General features: G+C 65.9%; 11 protein-coding genes. All 11 read right to left on the bottom strand.

What is annotated here, in order from left to right:
- Positions 1-142: 142 nt before the first annotated feature.
- The 11 genes from larD to ACTQ1Z_RS07560 all read right to left on the bottom strand — a co-directional run bounded on the left by larD (position 143) and on the right by ACTQ1Z_RS07560 (position 12,669).
- Positions 143-889 carry a D/L-lactic acid transporter LarD gene (gene larD, locus ACTQ1Z_RS07510; RefSeq protein ID WP_441859940.1) on the bottom strand — a complete coding sequence of 249 codons (747 nt, stop codon included), beginning with the start codon at positions 887-889 and terminating at the stop codon, positions 143-145.
- Between the two features lie 110 nt (positions 890-999).
- Positions 1,000-2,277, bottom strand: coding sequence for a nickel-dependent lactate racemase (gene larA / locus ACTQ1Z_RS07515; protein WP_441859942.1), 1,278 nt, complete (start codon positions 2,275-2,277; stop codon positions 1,000-1,002).
- A 251-nt stretch (positions 2,278-2,528) separates the two neighbouring features.
- Positions 2,529-3,533: a GGGtGRT protein gene (locus tag ACTQ1Z_RS07520; RefSeq protein ID WP_307975502.1), complete on the bottom strand. Its 1,005-nt coding sequence runs from the start codon at positions 3,531-3,533 to the stop codon at positions 2,529-2,531.
- An 18-nt stretch (positions 3,534-3,551) separates the two neighbouring features.
- On the bottom strand, positions 3,552-4,286 hold the full coding sequence (locus ACTQ1Z_RS07525) for an iron-sulfur cluster assembly scaffold protein (RefSeq protein WP_441859944.1): 735 nt from the start codon (positions 4,284-4,286) through the stop codon (positions 3,552-3,554).
- A 271-nt stretch (positions 4,287-4,557) separates the two neighbouring features.
- Positions 4,558-4,836, bottom strand: a complete 279-nt coding sequence (locus ACTQ1Z_RS07530; protein WP_441859946.1) for a DUF4160 domain-containing protein — start codon at positions 4,834-4,836, stop codon at positions 4,558-4,560.
- Positions 4,836-5,102: a hypothetical protein gene (locus ACTQ1Z_RS07535; protein WP_293814949.1), complete on the bottom strand. Its 267-nt coding sequence runs from the start codon at positions 5,100-5,102 to the stop codon at positions 4,836-4,838. The genes ACTQ1Z_RS07530 and ACTQ1Z_RS07535 overlap by 1 nt, the downstream gene beginning before the upstream one ends.
- A 37-nt stretch (positions 5,103-5,139) precedes the next feature.
- The gene (locus tag ACTQ1Z_RS07540; protein WP_441859948.1) at positions 5,140-6,813 is read right to left on the bottom strand and encodes an NAD(P)/FAD-dependent oxidoreductase; all 1,674 of its coding nucleotides are present in this window, start codon (positions 6,811-6,813) and stop codon (positions 5,140-5,142) included.
- A complete protein-coding gene (locus tag ACTQ1Z_RS07545) occupies positions 6,807-8,174 on the bottom strand; it encodes an aminoacetone oxidase family FAD-binding enzyme (protein WP_441859950.1) in 1,368 nt (455 codons plus the stop codon). The genes ACTQ1Z_RS07540 and ACTQ1Z_RS07545 overlap by 7 nt, the downstream gene beginning before the upstream one ends.
- Position 8,175: 1 nt before the next feature.
- The gene (locus ACTQ1Z_RS07550; RefSeq protein ID WP_441859952.1) at positions 8,176-9,102 is read right to left on the bottom strand and encodes an Mrp/NBP35 family ATP-binding protein; all 927 of its coding nucleotides are present in this window, start codon (positions 9,100-9,102) and stop codon (positions 8,176-8,178) included.
- 200 nt (positions 9,103-9,302) lie between these two features.
- Positions 9,303-10,037, bottom strand: a complete 735-nt coding sequence (locus tag ACTQ1Z_RS07555; RefSeq protein WP_441859954.1) for an HAD family hydrolase — start codon at positions 10,035-10,037, stop codon at positions 9,303-9,305.
- 604 nt (positions 10,038-10,641) lie between these two features.
- Positions 10,642-12,669, bottom strand: coding sequence for a class I tRNA ligase family protein (locus tag ACTQ1Z_RS07560; protein WP_441859956.1), 2,028 nt, complete (start codon positions 12,667-12,669; stop codon positions 10,642-10,644).
- Positions 12,670-12,834: the final 165 nt, after the last annotated feature.

Consider the following 12,834-nt stretch of genomic DNA (forward strand, 5'->3'; position numbering starts at 1 on the left):
CCACGCACGCCGCCGGTCGCCCGCACGCGCCACGCACGCCGCCGGCCGCCCGCACGCGCCACGCGCCAACCTCCGCGCGCAACAAAAAAGCGCCGCCACCCGCAAGGGGTAGCGGCGCCACGAAGCGTCACGCAAGCAAGCGCTAGAACAGACCGAGGAACCCGTGCACGAACAGCGCGGCCACGGCAGCGCCCACGAACGGCGCAATGCCGGGCACGAGCAGGCCGTACTTCCAGTTATTGTCAGCCTTGTTCTTGATAGGAAGCAGCTGGTAGGCCATGCGCGGGCCGAGATCGCGAGCCTGGTTCATGGCAAAACCGGTGATGCCGCCCATGCCCATACCGACGGCCCACACGATGAGGCCCACGCAGATAGCGAGCATCAGAACGTTCTCGCCAGCGCGGCTCGCGGCGGCCAGAATTGCGGAGATGAACACGAAGGTGCAGATGGCCTCGCAGAAGAAATCACGAGCGAAGTCCGTGCCTTCCTTCGTGGGGTTCGTCGAGAAGATGTTGCGCTGGGCAACCGGGTCAATGACGCCCTCGGAGGCCTTGAACTCGTCGGCGTACATGAGCCAGGCGATGCAAGCGCCCGCGAAGCCACCGAGCATGTCGGCCACCATGTAGGGGATGCAGCTCGCCCAGGGGACGAGACCCACGATGCACTGCGCAAGTACCATGGCCGGATTCATGCACACGGCGCCGCCAAAGACGAACAGGCACACGGAGATGCCGAACGACCACGTCGTGATGGCGAACATGTGGCCGGAACCCTGGTACTTCGTGCCCTTGAGCACGGTGTCGCAGTGGACGCCCACGCCAAAGACGATCATGAGTGCCGTGCTGCCAAACTCGCACAGCATATGGAAAAGCAGATCGTTGCTGATCACGTGCAAAACTCCTTCGAACGTACTTCCTTCTGTTCCCTATCGACAGGCCGCGCCCCCGCGGCCGCATAGGCTAATGCCGGGCAACAACCGCGCCCCCGCGGCCGAATAGGCTAGTGCTGGGCAACGACCACGCCGAGGCCGTCCGGGATGACGGCGACCTTGGCGTCGGCGCCCTTCATCTGGAAGGCGAGCTCGAGGGCCTCCTCGACGGTGTTGACCGGCGTCATGTGCATGTCGCGCAGCATCTGGTGGTCGCAGAGGTCCGTGACCATGATCACGGGGTGATGCGCCAGGATGCGGGCAAAGATCTGGCTCGTCCACTGGTCGGGCAGGGTCTCGTCCTTGGGACGCTCGATGCAGGCACGCTCGAACTCGGCCGGGTCGTTCTCGGCGATGTTCTTGTAGAAGCCCTCGCCGCCGTGACCGTCGGCGCAGCCGGCGACGTCGATGATCACGCCGCCCTCGGGCAGGGTCGCCTCCGCGGCGCACATGCCCTTGACCGCCTGGTAGATGTTCTGATCGAGCGGGTAGCCGCCGTTGGTGGTGACGGCGATGTCGCACGCCACGGGCTCCACGCCGGCGAGCTTCCTCACAAAGTCGCAGCCGGCCTCGTGGGCCTCGTGGATGTCGCCGGCAAACGAGCCGATGACCTCGTGCTTGCCGTTCAAGACCACGTTGAGCACAAAGGCGAGGTGCGCCATCTCGGCCGCGGCGAACATGTCCTCGCTCACGTGGTTGTGGCAGAGGTTGCCGGCACGGGAGTGAGAGTCGTTTACGAACTGACCGTTGTGGTTGTACATGATCGTCTTATAGCTGGCCACGCCCGGCAGCACAGACTTGCGGCTGCCCGAGAAGCCCGCGAAGAAATGCGGCTCGATGAAGCCCTCCGCAAGCAGCAGGTCGGCATCGGCCGCGACCTTGTTGATGATGCACTCGCCGCCGGAGGGCAGCGTGCCGATCTTCTCCATCATGCTGTCGTCGGTAGCGACGTGCATGACAATCTCCTCGTTAGCGACGATGTCCTCGCCGTACTTGTTGACGAGCTCCTCGTGCGTGGAGGGACGGTGCATGCCCGTGGCCACGAGGATGCGCACGCGTGCCTCAGGCGCCGCGGCGTGGATGCGGCGAAGCAGGATGGGCATCGTCACGCGCGAGGGCACGGGACGCGTGTGGTCGGAGCTGATGATGACTATGTCACGCTTGCCCGCGCAAAGCTCCTCGAGCTTGGGAGAGCCATAGGGGTTGTCGAGGGAGTCCTCGACGAGCTGCTCCTGGCTCTCGGACGGCTTGAAATCATTCTGGTGACCCTGCATGAGGCCGGCGAAGTTCTTGTCCTCGAGACGAATGGTCATCGTCTTGTGGTCATACGGCAGTTCGGTCTCGAACATAGTTCGAATCGCTTCCCTTTTTCCTTGCAGACGCGCCTTATGTAAGGCGTGCCCTGTGGTGTAGATACCGCGTTGCAACGGGGTGCCGCTTGGGCGCTGCCTAGGGTACACCGCGCAAGAACTACCGTCCACGACAAATTTGCTACCGTTTGCCAAGTTCAGAAAAAAGAAAACCGCTGCCCGAGAAGCCCGAGCAGCGGTCTCATCTCACGTCAGAAACCTGACACGAGAATGATTCTGTAAGGTTGTCCCTACGCGTTCAGCGCGGCGTTCACGGCGACGGCGCAGGCGACGGTGGCACCGACCATGGGGTTGTTGCCCATGCCGATGAGACCCATCATGTCGACGTGCGCAGGCACGGAGGAGGAGCCGGCGAACTGGGCGTCAGAGTGCATGCGGCCCATGGTGTCGGTCATGCCGTAGGAGGCGGGGCCGGCGCCCATGTTGTCCGGGTGCAGGGTACGACCAGTGCCGCCACCAGAAGCGACGGAGAAGTACTTCTTGCCAGCCTCGAGGCGCTCCTTCTTGTAGGTGCCAGCAACGGGGTGCTGGAAGCGCGTCGGGTTGGTGGAGTTACCGGTGATCGAGATGTCGACGTTCTCGTGCCACATGATGGCAACGCCCTCGCGGACGTCATCGGCGCCGTAGCAGTTGACGGCGGCACGCGGGCCATCGGAGTACGGGATGGTCTCGACAACCTTGAGCTCGCCCGTGTAGTAGTCGAACTGCGTCTTCACGTAGGTGAAGCCGTTGATGCGGGCGATGATCTGGGCGGCGTCCTTGCCAAGGCCGTTCAGGATGACGCGGAGCGGCTTCTGACGGGCCTTGTTGGCATTGAGGGCCAGGCCGATGGCGCCCTCAGCGGCGGCGAAGGACTCGTGGCCGGCGAGGAACGCGAAGCACTCGGTGTCGTCGGAGAGCAGCATGGCGCCGAGGTTGCCGTGGCCGAGACCGACCTTGCGGTCCTCAGCGACGGAGCCGGGGACGGTGAAGGCCTGGATGCCCTCGCCGATCACGGAAGCGGCCTCGGAAGCGGACTTGACGCCACGCTTGACAGCCAGGGCGCAGCCCAGGGTGTAGGCCCACTCGGCGTTCTGGAAGGCGATGGACTGCGTGTTGTGGACGATCTCACGCGGGTTGAAGCCCTTGTCAGTGCAGATCTGCAGGGCCTCCTCGAGGGAGGCGATGCCGTTGTCGGCGAGGCACTTGTTGATCTTCTCAACGCGGCGCTCGTAACCTTCGAACGTAACAGCCATGGTTATATCCCTCCCTTTCTACTCGTGAACCGGGAACGTGCTGGCGACGGAGTGGGTCTCCTCGTCAGTGCGCGGATCGATGTACTTGGCGGCGTTGTCCCACTGGCCGTAGTGGCCCATGGCGCCCTGGATGGCGTCCTTAGCGGACTTGCCGGCCTTGAGGGCGTCAGTGAACTTGCCGAGGTTCAGGAACTCGAACGCGATGATCTCGTTCTTGTCGTTGAGCGCCATGCGGGTGACGTAGCCCTGGGCGAGCTCGAGGTAACGAGCGCCCTTGGCCTTGGTGCCGAACATGGTGCCGACCTGGGAGCGAAGGCCCTTGCCGAGGTCGTCGAGGGAGGCGCCGACGGGCAGGCCGCCCTCGGAGAACGCGGTCTGGCTGCGACCGTAGACGATCTGCAGGAAGATCTCGCGCATGGCGACGTTGATGGCATCGCAGACGAGGTCGGTGTTGAGGGCCTCAAGGATGGTCTTGCCGGGAAGGATCTCGGAAGCCATGGCGGCGGAGTGGGTCATGCCGGAGCAGCCGATGGTCTCGACCAGGGCCTCCTCGATGATGCCCTCCTTGACGTTCAGCGTGAGCTTGCAGGCGCCCTGCTGGGGAGCGCACCAACCCACACCGTGCGTGAGGCCAGAGATGTCAGAGATCTCCTTGGCCTGAACCCACTTGCCCTCCTCGGGGATGGGCGCGGGGCCGTGGTAAGCACCCTTGGCGACGGGGCACATGTTCTCCACTTCCTGTGAATACTGCATGCCTCTCCTTTCTTTGCGCGAGCCGGCACGCCAAGACGGCGAATCCGGCGCATACGGACCACGACACTCCCCGGTGTCGCGGCGTCCATCGTGTTGCGCGCCCGCAAGCGAACGCGACTTCCACAGACGTTGCAATCATAGCGCAGACAAGCCCGCGCGCGAACGTCGCGAGTTGCCCATTTGTAACGTTTCCGCATGTAGAACGCGAGTTGTACAGAGTTGGGCGGTCAACTTTGCATCCTGCGAGCTAACCTGAATAGCCCTGGGCGGCCTATAGATAAAACCCGAGCGAATCCCGCCCGAACGTCTCCATCCATCGCTCACAGATCAAGCCGTGGTTGAACTTGATGACCTTGGCGAGATTACGTAAATCCTTCTCGGGGATGCTGCTGTTGTTGTTGGCAAGGATGCATCCGCCGGAAGACGTGAGCCAGAACTTTGTTGAATTCTTCTCTGGATGCCTCACCGCAACGTGCACGTGGACGGGCTCTCCATTCTCTGAGACCCAAAAGAACAGCACATATCTACCGACCACGAGAACCTTAGGCATTAGGCAGTCAGCCTCTCGCTTGGGTCTGCCTGAGCGAATTCGAAGATAAGCGGCGCGTTGTTTTTTACAAGGGCGTCAAGCTTCTTCATCTCGTCATCCGTGAAGCCCTCAACATCGCTCCAGGTAAAAGCAGGGAGCATGCAGCGCGCAGAATTGAAGCCCATGTCGACCGGACGCTCAATACGAACCTCAACGGTACCGTCCTCGTGCATATCCGAATAGGCAACCTGAGTTTCATCAGGAAGCTGGATGTAATCCCAAAACATGATGCCCTCCTCTCGCTCGTCGCCCACTCACTCAATTCTACCCCGCAAGCGCAGTGATCACGGCATCGGCGACGCGGAGGCCGTCGGTCGCGGCGCTCATGATGCCGCCCGCATAGCCCGCGCCCTCGCCCGCCGGAAAGAGCCCGGCGTGGCTCACGCTCTGGAAGCCGTCGCCGCGCGTGACGCGCACCGGCGAGCTCGAGCGGCTCTCGACGCCCGTGAGCACGGCCTCGGCATCATCGAAACCGTGGAGGTGGCGTGCCATGGCGGGAATGGCCTCGCGCAGGGTCTCGGCGATATAGGGCGGAAGGCACCCGTCCACCTCGCCCCAGGCAACGCCGCGCGGGTAGGTGGGTCTGACGCGACCCGCCGCGCTCGAGGCCTCGCGACGCAGGAAGTCTCCCACGAGCTGCGCCGGAGCGACGTAGCCGCCGCCGCCCATCTCAAACGCCGCGCGCTCGCACTGGCGTTGGAGCTCGATACCGGCGAGCGGGTCGTCGCCGGGCAGGTCGCTCGGCAAGACGTTGGCGAGCAGCCCCGAGTTCGCGTTGGTGCCGGCGCGGGCCGCGAGGCTCATGCCGTTCGTGACGACACCGCCCTCCTCGCTCGCAGCGGCGACCACGTAGCCGCCGGGACACATGCAGAAGCTGTAGGCACTGCGGCCGCTCGGGAGATGTGCCACGAGCTTGTAGGGCGCGGCCCCAAGCGCAGGGTGTCCGGCGGAGGGACCGTACTGCGCGCGGTCGATGTCAGCCTGGAGGTGCTCGATGCGCACGCCCATGGCGAAGGTCTTGCGGTCGAGCGCCACACCCAGGTCACGCAGGAGCTCGAAGACGTCGCGGGCGGAATGGCCGCAGGCGAGGACGAGGGCGTCCGTGCAAAGGCGCTCCTCCACGAGAAGGCCGGACGGTTCTCGGCGCTCGAGGGAGACGGCCTCGACGCGCGGTGAGGTGGTGCCGCCCGCCATGTCAATGCCCACGAGCCTCGTGCGGAAGCGGATCTCGCCGCCAAGCTCGCGAATGCGCGCGCAGATATGATCGACGACGCCTGGCAGGACATCCGAGCCGATGTGCGGCTTCGCGTCCCAGGCGATCTCAGGCGCAGCACCCGCCTCAACGAAAGTATCGAGGACGAGGCGGTGCAGAGCGCTCTTCGTGCCGGTGGTGAGCTTGCCGTCGGAGAAGGTTCCGGCGCCACCCGCGCCGAACTGGATGTTGCTCTCGCAGTCGAGCTCGCCCGTCTCGTTGAAGCGGCGGACGGCCTCGCCGCGGCGGCTGGCGTCGTCGCCACGCTCGACCAGGATGGGGTCAAGCCCGGCGGACGCGAGCGCAAACGCGCAGAAGAGGCCCGCGCAGCCCGCGCCGACCACGACGGGCCGGTGGGCTGGGGACTTCGCGACGCGTGGCGGGAGCAGCGGCGCGCTGTCCTCGACCTGCTGGATACCGCGATCGTTCTTGCGACGTGCGAGCTTGCCGAGGAGGGTCCTCTCCGCATTCGCCCCGCCGCGCAGCGTCACCCGCGCCGTCACCGTGAGGTGTACGTTGTCGCGCTTGCGGGCGTCGACGGAGCGACGGCGCAGCTCGACGCCCGTGACGTCGTCCGGCGCGACGTGTAGGCGGCGGAGGACGGCGACGCGGACGGCGCGGCGCTCGGACTCGGGCGTGCCGTCGAGCCTGGCGAGGGCGATCTTGAGGTTTGAAATCTCTAGCATGCGGAGCTTCCCTTGGCTTTTGAGCTGGACGAACGTGAAGCGCGGTAGCCAGCGGGCACGACGGCATCGATGCCCTTCTCGGCCTCCCCCACAGACGGGCGCGCGGCAATGCCCGTCTCGGCAGCAGCGGTACCGGCGCGAAGACCGCTCGACCACGCCCAGGCGAGGTTGAAGCCGCCACAGTCGGCGTCCACGTCGATGGCCTCTCCGCAGGCGAAGAGCCCAGACGCACCCGCGATGGCGAGGGTGTCCGCGGAGAGCGCGGAGACGTCAATGCCACCGCGGGTCACCTGTGCATGCGCCTCATCCGCAAGGCCGGTCACACGGAAGAGCAGGCCCTTCACGAGCGGCGCCACGCGCCAGGCGAGGCCATCCGCACCAGGGCCGCCGGCAAGGGCGATGAGCTCGGCCGCGATCACCGGATCGAGGATGCCGTCGAGGGCAGTCGCCTCGCCGGGATGACTCGCGACAAGCTCGTCGACCTCCCAGGCGTCCACGTCCGGGGCAAGGTCGAGCTCGACCATGTCACCGGGATGCGCCCTTCTCGACAGGTCAAACGAGACGATGCCGGAGAGCCCGTACGGACGGAAGAGCACCTCCCCCGCCTCGCGAAACACCACGCGGCCCCCTCGCGTGAGGGACGCCACGCAACGGGCGCGACGCCCGTCGAGCGCATCGAGCAACGAGGGCGCCGGCCCCACCGCGGCAAGCGCGCAAAGCACGGGAGACTCGTCCGCGACGGGAACACCCAGCCCGCGCACGAGCGCGGACCCACCGCCAGAGGCGACCACGACGGCGCCGGCGTCAAACGAGGAGGAGCGGCCATCCCAGGCCTGATCGAAGCGAACGCGCCAAGACGCGCCGTGACGCCTGAGCGAGGTGACCTCGCGGGCAGGCGCGAACGTGACGCCAGCACGCGCCGCGCGGGCGAGCAGGACATTGCGCACGCTCGCCGCCTGACGGCTGCGCGGGTAGAGTCTGCCCTCCTCCTCCGCCCAGACGAGGCCGCACCCAACGAAGAAGCCGAGGATGTCCTCGAGCGCGGCAGCAGGATTGCCCATGACGGCGGAAACGAACTCTGGGTTGCGGTAGCGAGCCGGATCGAGCTCGGCGTTCGCGAAGTTGCAGCGGCCGTTGCCCGTGGCGAGGATCGTCCTGCCGCAGGCAAGGTCGCGCTCGAGCACGACGACGGAGGCACCTGCCTCGGCGGCGGTGATCGCGCACACGAGGCCAGACGCACCGCCTCCTATGACGGCGACGTCAATACGCTTGGGCAGAACAACGCCAGCGGCGGCAGCGAGGGCCTGTTCCCGCCCCCTCGCGCGCGCCGCACCGGCGGAAGTCTTGCGGCGAGTCGCCACGCTAGACCTCGCTCGGGGTCACGTCGACGACATCGCCACCCGCCGCCTCGGCCTTCTTCGCCTTGTAGGCGGCAGCGGCGGCAGCGGCTCGCTCGGCCATCGTGGGCTCGCGCGGCTTGGGCTCCTGCTCGGCAACCTCGAGCTCGGGGAGGTCGAGAGCGAAGGCGACGGCGTCAGGCAGGAGACCCTCGGGAAGGGCGTCCTCGAAGGTGCCGTCATCGCAGGCCGCGGCGATGGCGGGGTCGATCGGGAGCGTGCCGAGCACAGGCAGGCCGTAGCCAGCGGCGACCTCCGCGAGCTTGCTCTCGCCAAAGACCGCGATGTGCTCGCCGCAGTGCGGGCAAACCGCGTAGCTCATATTCTCGACGAGGCCGAGGACCGGGATCTTCATCTGGGCGGCCATGTTCACGGCCTTGCCCACGATCATGCTCACGAGGTCCTGCGGGCTCGTGACGATGACGATGCCCTCGATCGGAAGGCTCTGGAAGACGGTGAGCGCGACGTCGCCCGTTCCGGGAGGCATGTCGACGAGCATGTAGTCGATGTCGCCCCACGCGGTGTCACCCCAGAACTGGCGGATGGCACCGCCAAGGACGGGACCCCTCCACAGGACGGGCTGAGACTCGTCCTCAAGGACGAGGTTGGCGCTCATGACCTTGACGCCATGCTTCGAGACGCACGGGAGAAGGTGGCCGTCCTCGACCTGGGCGCGCTTGTCGGCCATGCCAAACATGTGCGGGATGGAGGGGCCGGTGATGTCCGCGTCGAGGATGGCGACGGTCTTGCCGGCACGCGAGAGCTCGCGGGCGAGAATGCCCGTCACGAGCGACTTGCCCACGCCTCCCTTGCCGGAGACGACGCCGATGAGATGGTGCACGCGCGAAAGATCGCCCAGCTCAAACTGGGGAATGCCGTTCTGGTCTGCCATTGGGGCTCCGTTTCTTGGAAACGCGACGACGCGTGGCGCGCCGACGCCGCTTGGAACACGGACTCCATTCTACCCATGCGGCGGGCGCGGGGCGGGGATGGGCGGAGGTGGCAGGCGCCGGACGCGGGACGCGAGGCCAAAGACGGGCGGAGGCATGGGCCGGCGCACGGCCGAACGCGTCGCGTCACCAGCGCCGCTCCCTAGCCCTCGCGGTTGAGCTCGTCGATGATCGCAGGGAGGGCGTCCGCGAGCTCGCTCATGCGACCGCACCAGATGGCACGGCGCGGATGGGTGTGGCCCACATAGGCGGTGCGCATGCCGATGTTCGGACGAGGAAAGTCGCGACGGGCGTCGTTGCCAACCATGAGGCACTCGCTGGGAGCAAGGCCGATCGCCGAGACAAACTCCTCGTAATAGCGCGCCTTCGGCTTGAGGCGCGTCGAGTTACCGGAGTGGCTCACGCGGAGAAACGGCGCATCCTCGATGCCAGCCCAGCCCATGCGAGCGTGAATGCAGCTCTCGGAGAAGCTCGGGTTCGTCGCCAACGCCACGGAAAGGCCCAGCTCGCCAGCTCGCTCGATGGCGTCGAGGCCGCCCGGCATCGGGCGTGCGGCAACCAGGCCGGCGCCGCGGTGCGGCAGGATCTCGCGCTCGTAGTAGCCAATGGCGTCTGCGATGGCCGCATCTCCCACGGGAACGCCGCTCACACGCTCGAACTCCGCATTGAAGACCTCTTGGTTGGTGAGGCCATCGGCACGCGCGTCATTGCTCACGGCGAGGTAGCCACGAGCGTACGCCATGCCAAACAAGAGGGTGGGCGCCCCGGAGATGCTCGAGAGGATGCGCGACGTGTCAGCTACGTAGGCGCTCATGAACGCCGTGAGGTTGATGTCGAGCAGCGTGTCGTCCATGTCAAAGAGGACGGCTTTAATCATGCTTGCTCCTTCTTTCGAGTGAGCCTTCATTCTACCCACCGACACGGTCCCCGCGCCGAACTTCCATACCGTTGCACCCCGCACGACGTGCGCCCGCCCGCGCTCGAACGCCGTCGCGCCCGTTCGCGCTTGCCCTCACGCTCCATTCCCGCGCGCCGCCCATGCTCGAACGCTGCCAAGCCTTACTCATTCACGCGATCGGCTTCGTTCGCGGGCATTTTTGCCGGGTCTGGCGACATGCCTGACAACTTATTTGAGATTCTGCGGCTGAATTCCGAGTTTTGTGACCAGCGCGAAATCGGCCAACTGGTGTTTTATTTGCTGCCGCTACACTCTCATATGAGTTTTGGTGCCAAAAACGGCCAAATCGAGCCGCAGAATCTCAAATTCGTTGTACGCAGATGTCGGCGTCGAGCCAAAACAGGACTCGAAGGACCAGGAGAGCCGCCCGCACCGCCCGGGCAGGACCGCTGCTCGGTCGCCGCCCGGGCAGGACCGTCTGCCATTCGCCGCGCGCGCCCACCCGCGCGCGGCGACAAAAAGCCTCCCCGGCGAAAGCGGCCGGGGAGGCTTGCGTTACGAAATCACAGCGCCACGCGAGCGACTACTTCTTGTACTGGCTCTCGTGCTTGCGGAAGAAGTCGAAGCGCGGGGGGAGCTCGAGGATAGCGTGCTCGGAGGCATCCTCGCCAAGCTCGGCGGCAAGCTCGCGCGGCGTGGCAAGAGCATGCTCCCAGCTGAAGAAGTCCTTCTCCGAGAAGCCCATGTACTCGGCAACGAGCTCGCACCCGGCAGGTACGGCGGGGTGCATCAGCAGGGCCGTCGTGCGAAGGGCGGCAAAAGCGTCCGCGAGGGCGGCCACGTAAGCATCAGTATCATCGCCCGCGGCCTTGCTCGCCGCGTCCCAATGCTTGTTGGCCGCGCGAGTGAACTCCTCCACCGCGGCAAGCGCGCCGTGGAAGTCCATCCCGTGGACCGTACGCTCGAACGCAAGCGTCGCCTCGCGGCATTCCTCGACGACCTCGGCACTCGCCTCCACCGCAGGCAGCTTGCAATCGCACGCCTTCGCGGCGCCGTAGAAGCAGCTGCGAGCGAGGCGGTTGAAGATGTTCGTAAGGAACGCGCTCTCCTTGAGGGCGGGGTCGACGACGCGAGGATCGTCGCACACGAGGACCTCCTCGCCGGTCTTCTTGTCCTTGTAGGAGACGCTCGTGTCATAGACCTTGGGCGAGAAGCTCACGGCCTTGGCGTCGAGCGCGAGCGACAGCCAGTGGGCACGCAGCTGCTCGGCGGTGTAGTGGTCGAGAAGCTCCGCGGCCATCGGCGGCTTGATGGCGCCCGAGCTCGAGGCCTTCTTGTTCATGAACAGGATGTGGTAGTTGGCCACGGGCGTAGTCTGCTTGAGACCCCAGCCCATCGCCTCCCACATCGCGGGCTGCGCCACGCAGTAGAAGTAGATGTTGTCCTGGCCGATGAACTGGAAGACGCGGGAGTCATCCGCGCACCACCAGTCGTGCCAGTCGCGGCTCGAGTAACGGCCATCGGCGCTCTCGGCAAGCGCGGTCTGGACGAAGCTGATCGGCGCCCACAGGCTCTCGGGCCAGCACCAAACGGTGAGGCCGCTCACGCCGTCGATCTCCGGAGCGGCGACGCCCCAGTCGATGTTGCCGGTGATGCGGAACGGCAGCAGGCACTTGCCCGTGCGGAAGCGCACGTGCGCGCTCTCGAGCACCTCGCGCGCCTTGTCGCGCGCCTCCCAATCGGCAAACTCGACGGAGAAGCTGGCCTGGTTGCCCTGAGCCTCGTGCACGGTGTGGACCGGAAGGTCGCCCGCGACGGCGGCGAAGTCCTCGCGCAGCTCGTTCTTGATGTAGATGACGGGGGCGACGAGGCTCTCGCGAACGGTCTTGGTCACGATGTCGCGAACCTGCGGGTCGGTGTCCCACTCGTCCATGAGGGTCTCGAGGGCCTCGGAGAACGCGGGCAGGTCGAAGTACCAGTTGTCGCACGGACGAAGCTCGGGCTTGGTGCCCGTGAGCTGGGAGACCGGATTGATGAGCTCCTCCGGGTCGAACTGGTGCCCCAGGTCGCACTCGTCCGCATAGGCCTTCTCGGACTTGCAACCGCGGACCGGACAACGGCCCTTGACCTGGCGCCCGTTCAGGAAGGTCTTCGCCTCGGTGTCATAGAACTGCAGCGTGGAGCGCTTCTTGAGGGCGCCCACCTCGTACAGGCGGCGAATCCATTCGTCAGAGAGCTTCGCATGGAAGGGCTTTGCCGGCTCGAGGCCGCTGCCGGCAAAGATGTCGAGCGAGATGCCGTAGGCGTCGAGCGCGGCCTTCTGGTTGTCGTGGTGGCCACGGACGTAGTCGGTGATGGTGCCGGAGAACTCGCCGGCCTCCGTGAGCTTGCGGTAGCCCTCCATGATCGGCGAGCCATAGCAGTCCGTGCCAGAGACGAACAGCACGTTCTCGGAGCCGATGCGGTCACGCAGGAAGCGGGCGAAGAAATCCGCCGGCACGAAGACGCCACCGATGTGGCCAAAGTGCAGGTCCTTGTTGCCATACGGCATACCGGCCGTAACGACGGCGCGCGCCGGGAAGTTGGGGCGATTCGTGTTCTCGGAAGCCATGGGTGCCCTTCTCGATAGTCAGTCAACCTGCTGATTATCGCACTTTTGCACGCCCGGGAATGGCGGGAGCGGGGCCGGGCGGCCGAGAGGCGCCGGGTGGGAACGGGGCCGGACGGCCGAGAAAGACAGGGGCGGCGCCCCCGGAGAGACACCGCCCGAATCGAG

This window comes from Parolsenella sp. LCP21S3_E11 (genome assembly GCF_052118165.1).
GTDB lineage: Bacteria > Actinomycetota > Coriobacteriia > Coriobacteriales > Atopobiaceae > Parolsenella.